Source organism: Nocardioides plantarum (assembly GCF_006346395.1).
Lineage (GTDB): Bacteria > Actinomycetota > Actinomycetes > Propionibacteriales > Nocardioidaceae > Nocardioides > Nocardioides plantarum.
Genome location: NZ_VDMS01000001.1, coordinates 681,175 through 697,981, shown reverse-complemented (window position 1 = coordinate 697,981; position 16,807 = coordinate 681,175). Strand labels below are relative to the sequence as shown.

At 72.2% G+C, this 16,807-nt stretch carries 17 protein-coding genes; 14 read left to right on the top strand and 3 right to left on the bottom strand.

Annotation, left to right across the window (positions count from 1 at the left end):
* The first annotated feature begins 3 nt into the window (after positions 1-3).
* Genes tsaE through FJQ56_RS03100 form a run of 3 tightly spaced genes read left to right on the top strand, consistent with a single transcriptional unit; the run spans position 4 to position 2,090 of the window.
* On the top strand, positions 4-930 hold the full coding sequence (gene tsaE / locus FJQ56_RS22860; protein ID WP_140007731.1) for a tRNA (adenosine(37)-N6)-threonylcarbamoyltransferase complex ATPase subunit type 1 TsaE: 927 nt from the start codon (positions 4-6) through the stop codon (positions 928-930).
* A 30-nt stretch (positions 931-960) separates the two neighbouring features.
* Positions 961-1,602, top strand: a complete 642-nt coding sequence (gene tsaB / locus FJQ56_RS03105; protein WP_140007730.1) for a tRNA (adenosine(37)-N6)-threonylcarbamoyltransferase complex dimerization subunit type 1 TsaB — start codon at positions 961-963, stop codon at positions 1,600-1,602.
* Positions 1,599-2,090 carry a GNAT family N-acetyltransferase gene (locus FJQ56_RS03100; protein ID WP_140007729.1) on the top strand — a complete coding sequence of 164 codons (492 nt, stop codon included), beginning with the start codon at positions 1,599-1,601 and terminating at the stop codon, positions 2,088-2,090. The genes tsaB and FJQ56_RS03100 overlap by 4 nt, the downstream gene beginning before the upstream one ends.
* On the opposite strand, the gene FJQ56_RS03095 is transcribed toward FJQ56_RS03100, so the two are convergent.
* Both FJQ56_RS03095 and FJQ56_RS03090 read right to left on the bottom strand, forming a co-directional pair.
* Positions 2,077-3,312, bottom strand: a complete 1,236-nt coding sequence (locus tag FJQ56_RS03095; protein ID WP_140007728.1) for a hypothetical protein — start codon at positions 3,310-3,312, stop codon at positions 2,077-2,079. The genes FJQ56_RS03100 and FJQ56_RS03095 overlap by 14 nt on opposite strands.
* Positions 3,309-3,893 carry a SigE family RNA polymerase sigma factor gene (locus tag FJQ56_RS03090; RefSeq protein WP_246083959.1) on the bottom strand — a complete coding sequence of 195 codons (585 nt, stop codon included), beginning with the start codon at positions 3,891-3,893 and terminating at the stop codon, positions 3,309-3,311. The genes FJQ56_RS03095 and FJQ56_RS03090 overlap by 4 nt, the downstream gene beginning before the upstream one ends.
* 535 nt (positions 3,894-4,428) lie before the next feature.
* Here FJQ56_RS03090 and FJQ56_RS03085 point away from each other — a divergent pair.
* The 3 genes from FJQ56_RS03085 to FJQ56_RS03075 all read left to right on the top strand — a co-directional run bounded on the left by FJQ56_RS03085 (position 4,429) and on the right by FJQ56_RS03075 (position 7,691).
* Positions 4,429-5,646 (top strand): HNH endonuclease signature motif containing protein, encoded by a 1,218-nt coding sequence (locus tag FJQ56_RS03085; protein WP_140007727.1) that lies wholly within the window; start codon positions 4,429-4,431, stop codon positions 5,644-5,646.
* 330 nt (positions 5,647-5,976) lie between these two features.
* Positions 5,977-7,077 (top strand): S-(hydroxymethyl)mycothiol dehydrogenase, encoded by a 1,101-nt coding sequence (locus tag FJQ56_RS03080; protein ID WP_140007726.1) that lies wholly within the window; start codon positions 5,977-5,979, stop codon positions 7,075-7,077.
* On the top strand, positions 7,077-7,691 hold the full coding sequence (locus tag FJQ56_RS03075) for an MBL fold metallo-hydrolase (RefSeq protein ID WP_140007725.1): 615 nt from the start codon (positions 7,077-7,079) through the stop codon (positions 7,689-7,691). The genes FJQ56_RS03080 and FJQ56_RS03075 overlap by 1 nt, the downstream gene beginning before the upstream one ends.
* A 19-nt stretch (positions 7,692-7,710) precedes the next feature.
* On the opposite strand, the gene FJQ56_RS03070 is transcribed toward FJQ56_RS03075, so the two are convergent.
* A complete protein-coding gene (locus tag FJQ56_RS03070; RefSeq protein ID WP_140007724.1) occupies positions 7,711-8,895 on the bottom strand; it encodes a class I SAM-dependent methyltransferase in 1,185 nt (394 codons plus the stop codon).
* A 194-nt stretch (positions 8,896-9,089) separates the two neighbouring features.
* Here FJQ56_RS03070 and groES point away from each other — a divergent pair, with 194 nt between their 5' ends.
* The 8 genes from groES to FJQ56_RS03030 all read left to right on the top strand — a co-directional run bounded on the left by groES (position 9,090) and on the right by FJQ56_RS03030 (position 16,711).
* Positions 9,090-9,386, top strand: coding sequence for a co-chaperone GroES (gene groES / locus FJQ56_RS03065; RefSeq protein WP_140009667.1), 297 nt, complete (start codon positions 9,090-9,092; stop codon positions 9,384-9,386).
* 115 nt (positions 9,387-9,501) lie between these two features.
* On the top strand, positions 9,502-11,127 hold the full coding sequence (gene groL / locus FJQ56_RS03060) for a chaperonin GroEL (RefSeq protein WP_140007723.1): 1,626 nt from the start codon (positions 9,502-9,504) through the stop codon (positions 11,125-11,127).
* 121 nt (positions 11,128-11,248) lie between these two features.
* Positions 11,249-11,791, top strand: coding sequence for a hypothetical protein (locus FJQ56_RS03055; RefSeq protein ID WP_140007722.1), 543 nt, complete (start codon positions 11,249-11,251; stop codon positions 11,789-11,791).
* A 1-nt stretch (position 11,792) separates the two neighbouring features.
* Positions 11,793-12,350 carry a hypothetical protein gene (locus tag FJQ56_RS03050; RefSeq protein ID WP_140007721.1) on the top strand — a complete coding sequence of 186 codons (558 nt, stop codon included), beginning with the start codon at positions 11,793-11,795 and terminating at the stop codon, positions 12,348-12,350.
* Between the two features lie 70 nt (positions 12,351-12,420).
* Complete coding sequence (locus FJQ56_RS03045; RefSeq protein WP_140007720.1) at positions 12,421-13,305, top strand: GNAT family N-acetyltransferase; 885 nt, start codon at positions 12,421-12,423, stop codon at positions 13,303-13,305.
* Positions 13,306-13,361: 56 nt separating this feature from the next.
* Positions 13,362-14,864, top strand: a complete 1,503-nt coding sequence (guaB, locus tag FJQ56_RS03040; protein ID WP_140007719.1) for an IMP dehydrogenase — start codon at positions 13,362-13,364, stop codon at positions 14,862-14,864.
* Between the two features lie 4 nt (positions 14,865-14,868).
* Positions 14,869-15,333: a ribonuclease HI gene (rnhA, locus tag FJQ56_RS03035; RefSeq protein WP_140007718.1), complete on the top strand. Its 465-nt coding sequence runs from the start codon at positions 14,869-14,871 to the stop codon at positions 15,331-15,333.
* A 271-nt stretch (positions 15,334-15,604) separates the two neighbouring features.
* The gene (locus FJQ56_RS03030; protein WP_140007717.1) at positions 15,605-16,711 is read left to right on the top strand and encodes a GuaB3 family IMP dehydrogenase-related protein; all 1,107 of its coding nucleotides are present in this window, start codon (positions 15,605-15,607) and stop codon (positions 16,709-16,711) included.
* The last annotated feature ends 96 nt before the right edge of the window (positions 16,712-16,807 follow it).

Here is a 16,807-nt window from a genome sequence, read left to right as displayed (position 1 = left end):
CCGTTGAGCAACCTCACCGTGCGCCGCGTCGGTCCCGAGTCGGCGGCCGTCGTCCTGGCGATCGTCCACGAGGCGTTCGGCAGCCGGCCGCCGCTCGACCCACCCGCTGACGCCCTCACCGAGACCGAGGCCTCGATCGCCACCCGTCTCGCGCTCGGCGGCGGCCTCGTCGCGCGCCTCGACGGCGTGCCGGTCGGGGCGCTGCTGCTCGACGCCGTCGGCGACTCCGTCTACCTGCGCCGGTTCGGGGTGCTCACCGCGGCCCGCGGGCACGGCGTGGCCCGGGCGATGGTGCAGGCCGCGACCGAGGCGGCGGTGACCATCGGCGGACACCGCTGGCTGCGGGTCGTCGCCCGCGAGGAGCTGCCGCAGACGGTCGGCTTCTGGGTGCACCGCGGCTTCTGGCAGACCGACCGGCGTTCGCCGTACGTCGAGCTGGTGCGGCCGGTCCCGACCTTCCACGAGGTCCGCACCGCCGACGACATGAAGGCGCTCGGCGCCCGGGTCGCGACCGCACTGCGGCCCGGCGACCTGGTCGTGCTCACCGGCGACCTCGGAGCCGGCAAGACGACCTTCACCCAGGGCCTGGGGCTCGGCCTCGGTGTCGAGGGAGCGGTCACCTCGCCGACGTTCGTGATCGCGCGAGAGCACCGCTCTCGAGGCGATGGGCCCGAGCTCGTCCACGTCGACGCCTACCGCCTCGGCGGCGCCGCCGAGCTCGACGACCTCGACCTCGACACCTCCCTCGACAGCGCCGTCACCGTCGTCGAGTGGGGCGAGGGCGTCGCCGAGGACCTCGCCGACTCGCGGCTGCAGATCCGGATCACCCGCGACCCGGTGTCGTCCGGGGCGCGCGGTGAGGTGACCGACGAGGTCGAGCCGCGCACCGTCGAGATCCTGCGGCTTGGCCCACGCTGGGCCCAGACCTGACGCGAGCGCCGTCGCCACTATCGTCGAGGCGTGCTGCTCGCCTTCGACACCGCCTCGCCCCAGGTGACCGTCGCCCTGCTCGACGACGTGGGCGACGTGCTCGCCGAGCTCGTCTCGGCCGAGACCATGCGCCACGGGGAGCAGCTGGCCCCGCTGATCGAGCGGGTCCTCGCCGAGGCTGGTGCGACCCGTCTCGACGTGACGGCGATCGCCGTCGGCGCCGGGCCGGGGCCCTTCACCGGGCTGCGCGTCGGGCTGGTCACCGCCCGCACGCTGGGGTTCGTGCTCGACGTCCCCGTCTACGGCGTCTGCAGCCTCGACGCACTCGCGCTCGAGGCGGCCGAGACCGGGGCCGTCGCCACGCCCTTCGTCGTGGCGACCGACGCCCGGCGCAAGGAGGTCTACCTGGCGACGTACGACGAGAACGGCGACCGCATGAGCGGACCGTTCGTCGAGCGCCCGGAGGCCGCGGCCAGCAGCGACCCCGTGGTGGGGGAGGGCGCCATGCTCTACCCCGAGGCGTTCCCGCAGCCGGTCGGTCCCGTGCGGCCGAGCGCCGGCTGGCTGGGCCGTGCCGTGGTCGAGGAGCGGGTCGAGCTGCTCGACCCCGAGCCGCTCTACCTGCGGCGTCCCGACGCCGAGGTGCCCCGGGCGCCCAAGCCGGTCTCGTGATCCGGCGGGCGCGGCCCGCCGACGCCGAGGTCCTGGCCGACCTCGAGGCCGACAACCTCGGCATCGACGCCTGGTCGCCGGGCCTGGTCGCCGCGGGGGTCTCGGGCGACCTGCCGACCGTCGCCTGGTGGGTGGCCGAGGTCGACGGGGTCGCGGTCGGCTACCTCGCGGCCAGCATCGCCGGCGACATCGCCGAGCTCCAGCGGATCGCGGTCGACCGGGCCCATCGTCGTACGGGACTGGCTGCGCGGCTGCTGGCCGAGCTGGTCTCCGTCGCCCGGGCGGACGGCGCCGACCGGGTGCTGCTCGAGGTGCGGGAGGACAACGCCGAAGCCCTGGCCTTCTACGAGGGCCAGGGCTTCGGCGAGATCGACCGGCGGCGCCGCTACTACCGCGACGGCGCCACCGCCGTGGTGCTGCTGCTGCCGCTGCCCGACGGAGCCGGCGGGGGCGGCGGGGCCGCCGGACCGGCCGTCACAGACCGGTGAGGTGGTAGGGCGACTCCTCGATGGCGCCCGCGGCACCTTCGACGAGCACCTTCTCCTCGCCGTCGACACCGAGGGAGATGATCTTCCACGCGCCGTCGTCGTAGACCGTGGCGACCGCGTGGGTGTCGTCGAGCCAGCCCACCCGCTCCACGACCCCGTCCTTCGCCGTCTTCTCGGCGACGGGCTCGCCGTCGGTGCCGAGGATGCTGAACGAACCCGGCCCCAGCCCGTCGTAGTAGGACGGGAACGCGGTCGTGAACTCCCCAGTCGGCGAGATCTCCTGCACCTGGTGCTCGCAGGTCTGGAAGACCCACTGCTGGCTCCGACGTTCGAAGAGACCGCCGCACGTCGAGTCGTCGGTGACCTTGGTGGTCACCGAGACCAGGAAGCGGTCGTCGGCGTCGTGCACCTGCAGTGCGCCGGGCGCCGGGGCGGTCTCGGGACCCTCGTAGTTGATCTCGAAAGCGTCACCGGTGGTGAAGTCGGCGTGCTCGAGGAAGGGGTGGCAGCCCGACTCGAGCCCGCAGTCGCCGTCGCCGATGATCGCCGACAGGGTGACGTCGGGGTCGACCTTGCCGAGGCTCTGCTCGCCGTGCTCCCCGTTGAGGAAGACCAGCTCGTCGTCCGTGGTCACGAACGCGACCGTCGCCCCGTCGGGGGCGGTCACCATGGACGTGCGGACCTCGTAGGTCTGCGAGACGGTCTGGCCGTCGATGAGGTCGACTACGCCGTTCTCGCCGGCGAAGCGGTACGCCGCCACCTGGTCGCCGAGCACCGCCGCGTCGAGGTAGTCCGCGCTCGGCAGGGTCGTCACGGTGCCGTCGGCGCGGTGGTAGTCGGCGCCCTCGAGGTAAGCCACGCCGGCACCCGCGGCCGGAGGTGGCGTGGGGTCCGGGGTCGGGTCGGGCGTCGCCGGGTCGGTCGCGGTCTCGGACGGCGTGCTGGTCGCCGGTGCGACGTCGGCCTTGTCGTGGCCGAAGCCGTTGCCGGCGGCGACCGCCACCGGCACGATCACCGCCGCCGCGGCCAGGACGGCGCCGGCGACGGCCGCTCGGCGCTTGTTCTTGATGGTCACGGCCTTGCCCTTCACCTGGTCGAGGGTCAGCGGCGCCTCGTGGAGGTCACGGACGCGGCGGTCGAACTCGCTCGTCATCTCGTCCCCCCACGGGTCGCTGCTGCTGTTGTCTGGGTTGTTCGGGGTGTTGTTCGGGGTGTCGCTCATCGGGTCTCCTCCGGTCGTCCGGGGTGTCCGGGGTGCAGGTCGGCCGGCACGCGCTCGCGCATCGCCGCGATCGCGCGGCTGCACTGGGACTTCACGGTCCCGACCGAGATGCCGAGCACGTCGGCCGTCTCGGCCTCGCTGAGCTGCTCGTAGTAGCGCAGCACCACGACCGCGCGGGCCTTCGGTGGCAGGGACTGCACGACCTGCCACAGGGCCGAGCCGCGGCCGTCGTCGTACTCGTCGGCGTAGGCGGTCTCCGGCATCGTGTCGCTGGCGTGCTCGCGTCGCTTCCAGGGCCGGCGCCAGAGCGAGTTGTTCTCGTTGACCATGATCCGCCGTACGTAGGCGTCGACCGAGTCGCGGTCGCGGACCTTGTCCCAGGCCAGGTAGAGCTTGGCCAGCGACGTCTGGAGCACGTCCTCGGCGGTGTGGCGGTCGCCGGTCAACAGGTACGCCGTGCGCAGCAGGCTCGGTTGCCGGGCGTGCAGGTACGCCGTGAACTCGGCGTCCCTCACCGCATCCCTCGGCCGCCCGCTCACGCCACCAGTCTCGGGCACCTCCCGGCTGTGGAGCTGCATCATCGGTTTCCTCCTTCGGTCACGCCACCAAGACGCGGCCGTCGTCGCGAAGGTTGCAAAGCCCTCTACCGACCGGACCCGACGGTGGTCGAGGAGGCCGCCCGCGGCCGTCTCGAGACCGCTCCAGCCGCCACACGTCGGTCGAGGAGGCTGCCCGCGGCCGTCTCGAGACCGCTGCAGCCGCCACACGTCGGTCGAGGAGGCCGCCCGCGGCCGTCTCGAGACCCTCGCAACCGACGCTGCCAACTGGCCCGGTGTCTCGCCTGATCGGGGCTATCGCAGAGCGGGTTCAACGGGGTCGGGGTGTCCGCGCGCCTAGCATCCCGGGCCTCCCCGTCAAGGATCGCGCTTCGCGCGCCCGCTACGCGGCGGCCTGCAGCCGTCCTTGACAGCGAGCCTCTCCCGGAATGCTTCATGACGCAGACAAGGGCGGGCTGCGCCGCGCCCTTGCCATGCGCGGACACCCCGCGTGCAAGTCCGGTATCCACAATCTCCCTCGATTCGAACACAGGTTCGAACCAAGTGGTAGAATGGGCCCATGGCGACCACGACCCGCACCCGCAGCAGCGACCCGCTGCTGGAGTCGGTGCACACGCGCCGGCAGGCCGAGGCACGGGACCAGGTCGCGACCCTGACCGCCGTGCTGGACTGGGCGGTCGCCAACACCGCCGACGAGGTCGAGACCGCCGGGCTGTTGGACCCGATGGTCGAGCCCGCCCTGCATCTCGGTGGACCCGGTTGCCCGGTGATCGGTGAGTACGCCGCCCTGGACCTGGCCCTGTCGTTGGGGATGTCGACCGACGGCGGGCTGGCCTACCTCGGCAAGGCGTTGGAGCTGCGCCACCGGCTGCCGCGGCTGTACGCGAGGGTCGTGGGTCTCGAGGTCTCGCTGTGGAAGGCGTTCCGGGTCGCCGAGCAGACCATCGCCCTGCCACCCGCCGGTGCGACCCACGTGGACCGGGTCATCAGCCCGTTCCTGCACACCTGCTCCTGGGCCCAGGTCGACCGTGCTGTCGAGGCCGCCCGAGCGGCTTACGACCCCGCCGAGGCCGAACGCCGCCGCCTGGTCGCCGCCGAGGGACGCCACGCCTCAGTCCACCTCACCGACGCCACGACCACCGGCACCGTCGACGTCACCGCCACCCTCGACCTGGCCGACGCCCTCGACCTCGAGACCGCCCTGCGCGAGGGCGCCCAGGTGCTGGCCGACCTCGGCTCCACCGAGACCCTCGACGTACGCCGCTCCCAAGCCCTCGGCGAGGTGTCCCTCCACCAGCTCACCCTCGACCTCGACACCACCGGGGCAAGCAGAGGCGTGACGATCTACGCCCACCTCACCGCCGAGGACACCTCAGCGGTCCTGGACAACACCCTCACCCCGGTCCTCGTCGAGCAGATCCGCCAGTGGTGCGAGACCGCTGGCACCACGGTCACCCTCAAGCCCGTCATCGACCTCGCCTCCGACCCGACCACCACGGCCTACCGACCCACCGAGACGATGCGCGAACAGGTCCACCTGCGCGACCGGACGTGCGTGTTCCCCGACTGCGGCAGACGCAAGGTCGACCTCGACCACATCCACCCGTTCGACCTCGGCGGACCAACCAGCGCTCACAACCTCGCGATGCTCTGCCGCAGGCACCACCGCGCCAAGACCCACGGATCCTGGTCCTACCGGATGCTCGAACCCGGCCACTACGAATGGACCAGCCCCACCGGTGCGACCTACCTCGTCGACCGACGCCGACGACCCTGAACGCCCCACACCCCGCCGTCCACCAGGACCGCGGGGCCACCGGCACGCCGTCAGTCGCGCCGGGGGAGGGTGAGCGTGCGGGCGCCCGTCCCACTCGCCGCGCCCTGTCGTACGAACGGTGCGGCCAGCTCTCGTGAGCCGTCACGGCGGGTCCGCACGATGGTCGATCGGTCGTCGCGGTCGACCGCGTCCAGCCGGTCGCCCCCGGGCCCGTGGGGGCGCGACCCGGTAGCGCGGTTGACCTCACCCCCCGTGCCGCGCAACCGTCCATGCGGTTGCATGGGACCCGACACCACCGAGACACCGAAGTCCCACGAACGAGGAGCACACATGCAGCAGGTCCAGGCCGTCGTCGCGAAGGCCAAGGGAGCTCCGGTCGAGCTCGTCACGATCAACGTGCCCGACCCGGGTCCGGGCGAGGCGGTCGTGCAGGTGCAGGCGTGCGGGGTGTGCCACACCGACCTGCACTACCGCGAGGGCGGGATCAACGACGACTTCCCGTTCCTGCTCGGCCACGAGGCGTCCGGCATCGTGGAGGCCGTGGGCCCCGACGTGACGTCGGTGAAGCCCGGCGACTTCGTGATCCTCAACTGGCGCGCGGTGTGCGGCGACTGCCGCGCGTGCAACCGCGGTGAGCCGCAGTACTGCTTCAACACCCACAACGCCACCCAGAAGATGACGCTGGAGGACGGCACCGAGCTCAGCCCCGCGCTCGGGATCGGCGCGTTCGCCGAGAAGACCCTCGTCGCGGCCGGCCAGTGCACCAAGGTCGACCCGGCGGCCCGTCCGGCGGCCGTGGGCCTGCTCGGCTGCGGCGTGATGGCCGGCATCGGTGCGGCGATCAACACCGGCCAGGTCGGTCGCGGTCGCAGCATCGCCGTCATCGGCTGCGGTGGCGTCGGGGTGGCCGCGATCGCCGGTGCGGCGCTGGCCGGCGCCAGCCCGATCATCGCCGTCGACATCTCGGCCAAGAAGCTCGAGACGGCCACCAAGCTGGGTGCGACCCACACGGTCGACTCCTCGAAGGTCGACCCGGTCGAGGAGATCAAGCGCATCTGCGCCGAGACCTACCCCGGCGCCGAGGGCGCCGACGTCGTCGTCGAGGCCGTGGGCCGACCCGAGACCTGGAAGCAGGCGTTCTACGCCCGCGACCTCGCCGGCACCGTGGTGCTGGTCGGCGTGCCCACCCCCGACATGACCATCCCCGAGATCCCGCTGATCGACGTCTTCGGCCGCGGCGGTGCGCTCAAGTCCAGCTGGTACGGCGACTGCCTGCCCTCGCGTGACTTCCCGATGCTCGTCGACCTCTACCTGCAGGGTCGCCTCGACCTCGACGCGTTCGTCACCGAGGAGATCGGCATCGACGACATCGAGGCCGCCTTCGACAAGATGCACGGCGGCGACGTGCTCCGCTCGGTGGTGATCCTCTGATGGGCACGCTGCGCATCGACCACGCGGTGGTCTCGGGCACCTTCAGCCTCGACGGCGAGACCCACGACGTCGACAACAACGTCTGGGTGCTCGGCGACGACGACGAGTGCCTGGTCATCGACGCCCCCCACGACGTCGACGCCATCCTCGACGTCGTCGCGGGCCGCCAGGTCAAGGCGATCGTGCTCACCCACGCCCACGACGACCACAGCCGGGTGGCCCCGGCGCTGCGGGAGAGGGTGACCGCGCCGATCCTGCTGCACCCCGACGACAAGCCGGTCTGGGAGCTCACCCACCCCGACTACCTGTGGGACGTCGACCTCTCCGACGAGCAGAGCCTCAAGATCGCCGGGGCCTCGGTCAAGGTGCTGCACACCCCGGGCCATGCTCCTGGCGCCGTCTGCCTCTACGTCCACGACCTCGGTGCGGTCTTCACCGGCGACACCCTCTTCCAGGGCGGCCCCGGTGCCACCGGCCGCAGCTTCAGCGACCGGCCCACGATCGAGGCATCGATCCGGGCCAAGCTGTTCGCGCTGCCCGACGAGACCGTCGTCCACACCGGCCACGGCGACGACACGACCATCGGGGCCGAGCGCACCGCTCTCGACGGCTGAGGCCTGGAACCGCTGAGGCCTAGAACGGCTGCACGAGCAACGCGGTGCCGACTCCGGCGACCCGGGTCATCACGATCGTCGCCTCGCGGTCGCCGGAGAGGGCCAACCGCTTGCGCAGCTGCTCGGGCACGACGTCGACCCCGCGCTTCTTGATGGTCAGCCGCCCGACGCCGCGCTCGCGCAGCGCGGCCCGCAGTAGCTTCTCGCGGTAGGGGAGCTCGTCGAGCACGCGGTAGCCGCGGGCGAACGGCGTACGGAACGAGGTGTCGGAGGTGACGTAGGCGATGTGCTCGTCGACCAGGCCACCGCCCACGCCGGCCGCCACGGCTGTGACGAGCCCGGCGCGGACCACGGCGCCGTCGGGCTCGTAGAGGAAGTCGCCGACCTCGCGCACCCCGACCGACGCGGCGCCGGGGTCGTCCTCGTCGGTGAGCGTGGCGAGGCCGCCGTCGCCGATCACGGTGGCGCGGCGCGCGGTCGTCGCGAGCCGGCCCGACCACAGGGCCGCCTCCTTGACGTCGCCGTGGTCGCTGACCCACTCGGCCTCGACCCCGTCGGGCACCAGCGAGTGGGGGATGCCCGGGGCGACCTTGACGCACGAGTCGCGGCGCAGCAGCGTCTCGACGAAGGACCACGGCGGGGTCCAGTCCTCCACCCGGAACGTCCGCCCCGCGCCCGTACGCCGGGCCGGGTCGGCGAACGCGACGTCGAAGGGCGAGGTGTCGACCGTCGTCGCGTCGGCCACGCTCACGGCGCCGGGCAGCCCGAGCGCCGCCAGGTTGGCCTCGGCCACCGCGACCCGGACGGGGTCGAGGTCGAAGCCGACGCAGGTGATGCCGGCCTCGGCCACCGCGATCAGGTCGCCGCCGATGCCGCACCCGAGGTCGACGTGGGTGTGGGCGTCGAACGCCGTGAGCCGCCCGGCCCGGTGGCGGGCCACGGTGAGCCTGGTCGCCTGCTCGAGGCCGTCGGGGGTGAAGTACATCTTCGCTGCGCTGGGACCGAGCTTGACCTCGGCCCGGCGGCGCAGCCCGACCTGGGTCAGGGCCGCGGCGACGTGCTCGGGCGTCGCCTGCCGGCGCAGTGCCGTCTGGACCGCGAGCCCGCCCGCGTCGCCGCCGGCCTCGGCCGTGGCGGTGGTCGCGGACGCGAGCAGCGCCTGGCCGTCGTCGGTCAGCAGCCAGCGGAAGGCGTCGAGGTCCATGCCGCGATCCTGCCAGTCCGGCCCGGCCAACCCTCCCTGGCACTCGCGTGGGGGGAGTGCTAGTTTCGGAACTGGCACTCTCGACCCGAGGGTGCCAGCGCTTGCGAACGTGCGACCCCCGCGACGGCGTACTCCCGCGAGCGCCACCTGAGCCCACCGCACCAGTGACAACAGTGAAAGTGGAGGTCGACATCGTGTCGGTCAACATCAAGCCCCTCGAGGACCGCATCGTCGTCAAGCCCCTCGAGGCCGAGCAGACCACCGCCTCCGGCCTGGTCATCCCGGACACCGCCAAGGAGAAGCCCCAGGAGGGCGAGGTCGTGGCCGTCGGTCCCGGTCGCTCCAACGAGGACGGCGACGGCCGCATCCCGGTCGACGTCTCCGTCGGCGACAAGGTGATCTACAGCAAGTACGGCGGCACCGAGGTCAAGTACGCCGGCGAGGAGTACCTCATCCTCTCCGCGCGCGACGTCCTCGCGGTCGTCTCCTGATCTCTCGGGTCGTGTGCCTGCGGCCGGTCTGAGGACCGGTGCCAGGCACACGACCCGAACCGCTTTTCGCCCCCGCACCACCTCAAGCACCTGATTCGCAAGGAGCCACACCCAGATGCCCAAGATCCTGGAGTTCGACGAGAACGCCCGCCGCGCGCTCGAGCGCGGCGTCGATGCGCTCGCCAACGCCGTCAAGGTCACGCTCGGCCCCAAGGGCCGGTACGTCGTCCTCGACAAGAAGTGGGGCGCGCCGACCATCACCAACGACGGTGTGACCGTCGCGCGTGAGATCGAGCTCGACGACCCGTTCGAGAACCTCGGCGCCCAGCTCACCAAGGAGGTGGCGACCAAGACCAACGACATCGCGGGTGACGGCACCACCACCGCCACCGTGCTGGCCCAGGCCATGGTCCACGAGGGCCTGCGTGCCGTCGCCGCCGGTGCCAACCCGATGGGCCTCAAGCGCGGCATGGACCTCGCCGCGCAGGCCGTCAGCGACGCCCTGCTCGAGTCGGCCCGCGAGGTCGAGACCCGCGACGACATGGCCTCGGTCGCGACGATCTCCAGCCGCGACAACCACATCGGCGACCTGCTCGCCGACGCCTTCGACAAGGTCGGCAAGGACGGCGTGATCACGGTCGAGGAGTCCAACACCATGGGCACCGAGCTCGAGTTCACCGAGGGCATGCAGTTCGACAAGGGCTACATCAGCCAGTACTTCGTCACCGACCCGGAGCGCATGGAGGCCGTCCTCGAGGACCCCTACATCCTGCTCCACCAGGGCAAGATCTCCTCGGTGTCCGAGCTGCTCCCGCTGCTCGAGAAGGTCATCGCCGCCGGCAAGTCGCTCTTCATCCTCGCCGAGGACGTCGACGGCGAGGCGCTGTCGACCCTGGTCGTCAACAAGATCCGCGGCACCTTCAACGCCGTCGCGGTCAAGAGCCCCGCGTTCGGTGACCGCCGCAAGGCCATGATGCAGGACATCGCCACCCTCACCGGTGGCCAGATCGTCGCCCCCGAGGTCGGTCTCAAGCTCGACCAGGTCGGTCTCGACGTGCTCGGCACCGCCCGCCGCGTCGTGGTCACCAAGGACGACACCACCATCGTCGACGGTGCCGGCGACAGCGCCGAGGTCGAGGGCCGCGTCAACCAGATCAAGGCCGAGATCGACAACAGCGACTCCGACTGGGACCGCGAGAAGCTCCAGGAGCGCCTGGCCAAGCTCGCCGGCGGCGTCTGCGTCATCAAGGTCGGCGCGGCCACCGAGGTCGAGCTGAAGGAGAAGAAGCACCGCATCGAGGACGCCGTCTCCGCGACGCGCGCCGCGATCGAGGAGGGCATCGTCCCCGGCGGTGGCTCCGCGCTGATCCACGCCGTGTCCGTGCTCGACGGCGACCTCGGCCTCACCGGTGACGAGGCGTTCGGCGTCCGCGTGGTCCGCAAGGCCGCCGACGAGCCGCTGCGCTGGATCGCCGAGAACGGCGGCGTCAACGGCTACGTCGTGACCAGCAAGGTCCGCGAGCTCGGCGTCGGCAACGGCTACAACGCCGCCGACGACACCTACGGCGACCTGGTCGCCCAGGGCGTCCTCGACCCGGTCAAGGTCACCCGCTCCGCGCTCATCAACGCGACCTCCATCGCCGCGATGCTGCTCACCACCGAGACGCTCATCGTCGAGAAGCCCGAGGACGAGGACGAGGCCGCCGGCGCCGGCGGCCACGGCCACGGCCACGGTCACTGATCCACCTGCTCCACCCCCGGCGGTCCGGTGCCTCGGCACCGGGCCGCCGGCCGTTTTCCACGCACGCCGGTCCGCTTCGTGCCAGGGTGGCCCGGTCAGCCCGTGAGCCCTGGGAGGAGCGATGGACGACGCCACGCCGCGACGTTCCGGCCTGCTCTGCGGCCTGCTCGCGGTGCTGCTGCTCCTGGTCGTCGCGACCGACGTGGTCCTGGTCCGCGACCGGGACCGGGGCGGTGACGCGATCAGCCTGCGGCCGGCCGACATCGGTGCCGCCGGCTGGACCCGGACCCGCTCCGGGCAGGCGGTGCAGGCCGCCCGGACCGCCGCGACGACGTACTTCACCCTCGACCACCGCACGGTCAAGGCCGACATGACCCGCATGCGCCGGCTGGGGACCCCCGAGTTCGTCGAGCAGTACGACGCCGGCGTGCGGGCCCTGACCAAGCGGATCACCAGCCAGCGGCTCCGGCTCACAGGTCGGCTGCCGCGTGACGGGACCGCCACCGAGTACCTCGTCAGCGACCGGGCGATCGTGCTCGTCTCGGTCGACGTCACGACCACGCGGGCCGGCGAGCGGAGCACGACCCGCTACCGCGCCCGGATCACCGTCGAGCTCGTCGACGGTGCGTGGCTCGTCGACGACGTCGAGGGCGAGGTGACCTGAGATGGGCGTGCTGCGCGACCGCCGGGTCGCCGTCCTGCTCGTCCTGGTGCTGGCGGGCTCGGCGCTGTGCGTGCTGCTGGCCCTGACCCGCTCGCAGGCCGAGGGGGCCGGCGTACCTCCCGGGAGCACCGGTGACCGGGCGCCCGGCTTCCGCACCGCCGACCTGCGCGGGCCCGGCGGGGACGCCCTGGCCGCGGCGGTCACCGGGGTGTCCACGAGCCTCAGCTACGACTACCGCTACCTCGACGGCTCGCTCACCCGGGCGACCGCGCTGATGACCCCGGCGTACTCCCGCGTGTTCGCCCGCACCTTCGACCGTCGGGTCCGTCCCTTCGCGCGACAGCGGCGGGCGGTGGCCCAGGGTCTGGTCCGCGGCGCCGGGATCGTCCGCACCCGGGGCGACACCCGGGTCGTCTGCCTGCTCTACGTCGACCAGCTCCTCGTCGCGGGGCGCGGGGTCCGCGCCGGCGAGCCACGGGTGCTGTCGCGCAGCCGCGCCCGGGTCGACGTCGTGCTGAGCGGCGGGGTGTGGAGGATCAGGGGCATCGAGGCGCTCTGACCGCAGGATCTTTCCGTTGCCGAAACGATGGGGACTTGCGGCGGCAACGCCACCGGGGCACGCTCGCGACATGCTGTGGAGAGTGCGTGCGACGTTGCCGGACCGGCCCGGTGCTCTCGCCGGTCTCGCCCAGGAGTGCGGCAAGGCCGGGGCCAACATCGTCGGCTTCCAGGTCTTCCCCGACGTCGAGCAGGTCACCGACGAGCTCGTGCTGCGCACCCCCGACGGGTGGGACGCCGCCGACCTGGTCGACCTCGTCGAGCGGGCCGGGGCCGACCAGGTCGCGGCCAGTGCCTGCTCGGAGGCGGCCCTGGTCGACCAGCCCACCCGCTACGTCGCGGCCGCGCGTGCCGTGCTGGCCCAGCCGGCGTCGTTCCCCGACGTCGTCGCAGCGCTGTTCGACGCCGACGTGCACCCCGGCGACGAGGCGCAGGACGTGATGGAGATGAGCGTCGGCGACGTGCAGGTGCAGGTCCGCCGCGCCGCACCGTTCACCGCCGTCGAGCGCGCCCGCGGGGCGGCCATGGCCGACCTGGTCAGCGACGTGCTGGGTCGCGACCGACCGGCGTTCGCGCCGTCGGGCGGCCGGCGGATGGGAAGCGGTGCCGTCCCCGAGTACGTCGTCGACGGCGGCCGGGTCACCGTGCTCGCCGACGGCGTCGCGGTGGGCCACGCCCACGTCGTACCCACGGCGGCGGACCCGAGCGTCCACACCATCGACCTCGAGGTCGACGTCTCCTGGCAGCGGCGCGGCATCGGCACCAAGCTGCTCGGCGACGCGGCTCGTCTGGCTCGCGGGATGGGTGCCACCGAGGTCGTGCTGACCACCGCCCACGACAACCGGGCGGTGATGCCGATGGTGCTGGCGGCCGGCATGCGCGGGCGGATCCGGATGGCGGGGGAGACCCTGACGGTGCGGATCTCGGTGACCGAGCTGCGCCCGCGCGGAGAGTAGTCCTCCCGAGTCATCCCCTGGGGTGGGTGACCCAGGTCTCCGCGTAGGCTTGACGCGTGGAGGTACCTGAGAAGTTCGCTGCCCTCGGTCTCACCTACGACGACGTCCTGCTGCTGCCGGGTCATTCCGACCTGGCGCCCGACGAGATCGACACCTCGACGCGGCTGACCCGCGAGATCACCATCAAGGTGCCGATCATCAGCGCCGCGATGGACACCGTGACCGAGTCGCGGATGGCGATCGCGATGGCCCGCCAGGGCGGCCTCGGGGTGCTGCACCGCAACCTGTCGATCGAGGACCAGGCCTACCAGGTCGACCTGGTCAAGCGGACCCAGACCGGCATCATCTCCAACCCCGTCACCATCGGGCCCGACGCGACGCTCGAGGAGCTCGACCGCATCTGCGGCGAGTACCGCGTCTCCGGGCTCCCGGTCGTCGACACCGACAACCGCCTCCTCGGCATCTGCACCAACCGCGACCTGCGCTTCACGCCGGTCGCCGAGTGGGCCACCACCAAGGTCGACGAGGTGATGACCCCGATGCCGCTCATCACCGGTGAGGTCGGCATCTCCCGCGAGGACGCCACCCTGCTGCTGCGCCGCCACAAGCGCGAGCGGCTGCCCCTGGTCGACCCCGAGGGCCGCCTGGCGGGCCTGATCACCGTCAAGGACTTCGTCAAGGGCGAGCAGTTCCCGCTGGCCTCCAATGACGCCCACGGCCGGCTGATGGTGGGCGCCGCGATCGGCTACTTCGGCGACGCATGGCTGCGCGCCACGACCCTGGTCGAGGCCGGCGTCGACGTGCTGGTCGCCGACACCGCCCACGGTAACGTCCGGATGCTGCTCGAGATGGTCCACCGACTCAAGTCCGACCCGGCCACCCGGCACGTGCAGGTCATCGGCGGCAACGTCGCCACCCGCGAGGGCGCCCAGGCGTTCGTCGACGCTGGAGCCGACGCGGTCAAGGTCGGCGTCGGCCCCGGCTCCATCTGCACCACCCGGGTCGTCACCGGCGTCGGCGTGCCCCAGGTGACCGCGGTCTACGAGGCCTCCCTGGCCTGCCGGCCGGCCGGGGTCCCCGTCATCGCCGACGGCGGGATGAAGCACTCCGGCGAGATCGCCAAGGCCCTCGTCGCGGGCGCCGACTCGGTGATGGTGGGCTCGCTGCTCGCCGGCTGCGAGGAGTCGCCGGGCGAGCTCGTGTTCACCAACGGCAAGCAGTACAAGGCCTACCGCGGCATGGGCTCGCTGGGCGCGATGTCGAGCCGCGGCAAGAAGTCCTACTCCAAGGACCGCTACTTCCAGGCCGAGGTCCTCACCGACGACAAGATCGTGCCCGAGGGCATCGAGGGCCAGGTCGCCTTCCGCGGTCCGCTCGAGGCCGTCGCCCACCAGCTCATCGGCGGGCTCACCCAGTCGATGTTCTACGTCGGTGCGCGCACCGTCCCCGAGCTGCAGGACAAGGGCCGGTTCGTGCGCATCACGTCGGCCTCGCTCAAGGAGAGCCACCCGCACGACGTGCAGATGACCGTCGAGGCGCCCAACTACACGGGCGCCTGACCACGTGACGTCGACTCCGGCCGAGGTCGTGATCTACACCGACGGCGCCTGCGAGCCCAACCCCGGTCCCGGTGGCTGGGGCGCCTACCTGAGGTCGGGACCGCACGAGAAGGACCTGTGCGGCGGCGAGGCCACCACGACCACCAACAACCGCATGGAGCTGATGGCGCCGATCATGGCGCTCGAGTCGCTCACCCGCCGTTCGACGGTGCAGCTCTACACCGACAGTGTCTACGTGCGCAGCGGCATCACCCAGTGGGTCGTCAACTGGCAGAAGAACGGCTGGCGCACCTCGGCCAAGCAGCCCGTCAAGAACGTCGACCTCTGGCAGCGCCTCGTCGAGGCCTGCGCCCAGCACGACGTCGAGTGGCACTGGGTCAAGGGTCACGCCGGCAACGAGGGCAACGAGCGCGCCGACCGGCTCGCCTCCCAGGGCCTGCGCGAGGCCGTGGCCGCCGCCAGGGCCTGAGCGACCCACGTCGGGACCCGTACGCCGGTCCACCCCACGTCGGTCGAGGTGCGAAGGCCGCCAGGCCTGAGCCTCGAGACCCCCGCCGCCGACGGACCCCGCTCGACCCCCACGACGAGAGGACGTCGCGTCGGACCGACGTACGCCTGCGGGGGTCTCGAGGCTCGGCGCTAGCGCGCCTCGCACCTCGACCGACGTGTGGCGGGCTCCGTGTCCCGGCCGGTGTAGGCCTGCGGGGCCTCTGGGGGCGGCGCGTGGAAGACTGCGGGCCATGACCGAGATCCAGATCGGCCAGGCCAAGCGGGCCCGCCGGGCCTACTCCTTCGACGACATCGCGATCGTGCCCTCGCGGCGCACGCGCGACCCGGAGGAGGTCAGCATCGACTGGCAGATCGACGCCTACCGCTTCTCCCTGCCGGTGCTCGCGGCCCCGATGGACTCGGTGATGTCGCCGGCGACCGCGATCGCGCTCGGGCGCCACGGCGGGCTGGGCGTGCTCAACCTCGAGGGCCTCTGGACCCGGTACGACGACCCGAGCGACCTGCTCGCCGAGGTGGCCGAGCTCGAGGGCATCGACGCGACGGCCCGGATGCAGGAGATCTACACCGAGCCGGTCCGCCCCGAGCTCATCGCCGAGCGGCTGCGCGAGGTGCGCGAGGCCGGGGTGACCGTCGCGGGGTCGCTGTCGCCGCAGCGGACCAAGGAGTTCGCCAAGGTCGTCGTCGACGCCGGCGTCGACATGTTCGTCATCCGCGGCACCACCGTGAGCGCCGAGCACGTCTCCAGCCAGGCCGAGCCGCTCAACCTCAAGGAGTTCATCTACGAGCTCGACGTGCCGGTCATCGTCGGCGGGTGCGCGACCCACCAGGCCGCGCTGCACCTGATGCGCACCGGTGCGGCCGGGGTGCTCGTCGGGTTCGGCGGCGGCGCGGCCCACACGACCCGCACGGTCCTGGGCGTCGCGGTGCCGATGGCCAGCGCGGTCGCCGACGTGGCCGCCGCCCGCCGCGACTACCTCGACGAGTCGGGCGGGCGCTACGTCCACGTCATCGCCGACGGCTCGATCGGCAAGTCCGGTGACCTGGCCAAGGCCATCGCGTGCGGCGCCGACGCGGTCATGGTCGGCTCGCCGTTCGCCCGCGCCACCGACGCCCCCGGGCACGGGTTCCACTGGGGCGCCGAGGCCCACCACGAGGCCCTGCCGCGCGGGCAGCGCGTCAAGCTAGACCAGGTCGGCAGCCTCGAGGAGATCCTCTTCGGGCCGTCCCGTGTCGCCGACGGCACGATGAACCTCATCGGGGCGTTGCGTCGCTCGATGGCAACCACCGGCTACACCGATCTCAAGGAGTTCCAGCGCGTCGAGGTCGTCGTCGAGTAGCCCTCTGGCCACCCTCTGCTGAGGGGTTTCCCTTGCTGGTCGGCCGCACCCTGTACCCCGGACGAGAGTTCGGCTTAGGTTCACCTTCCGGGCCAT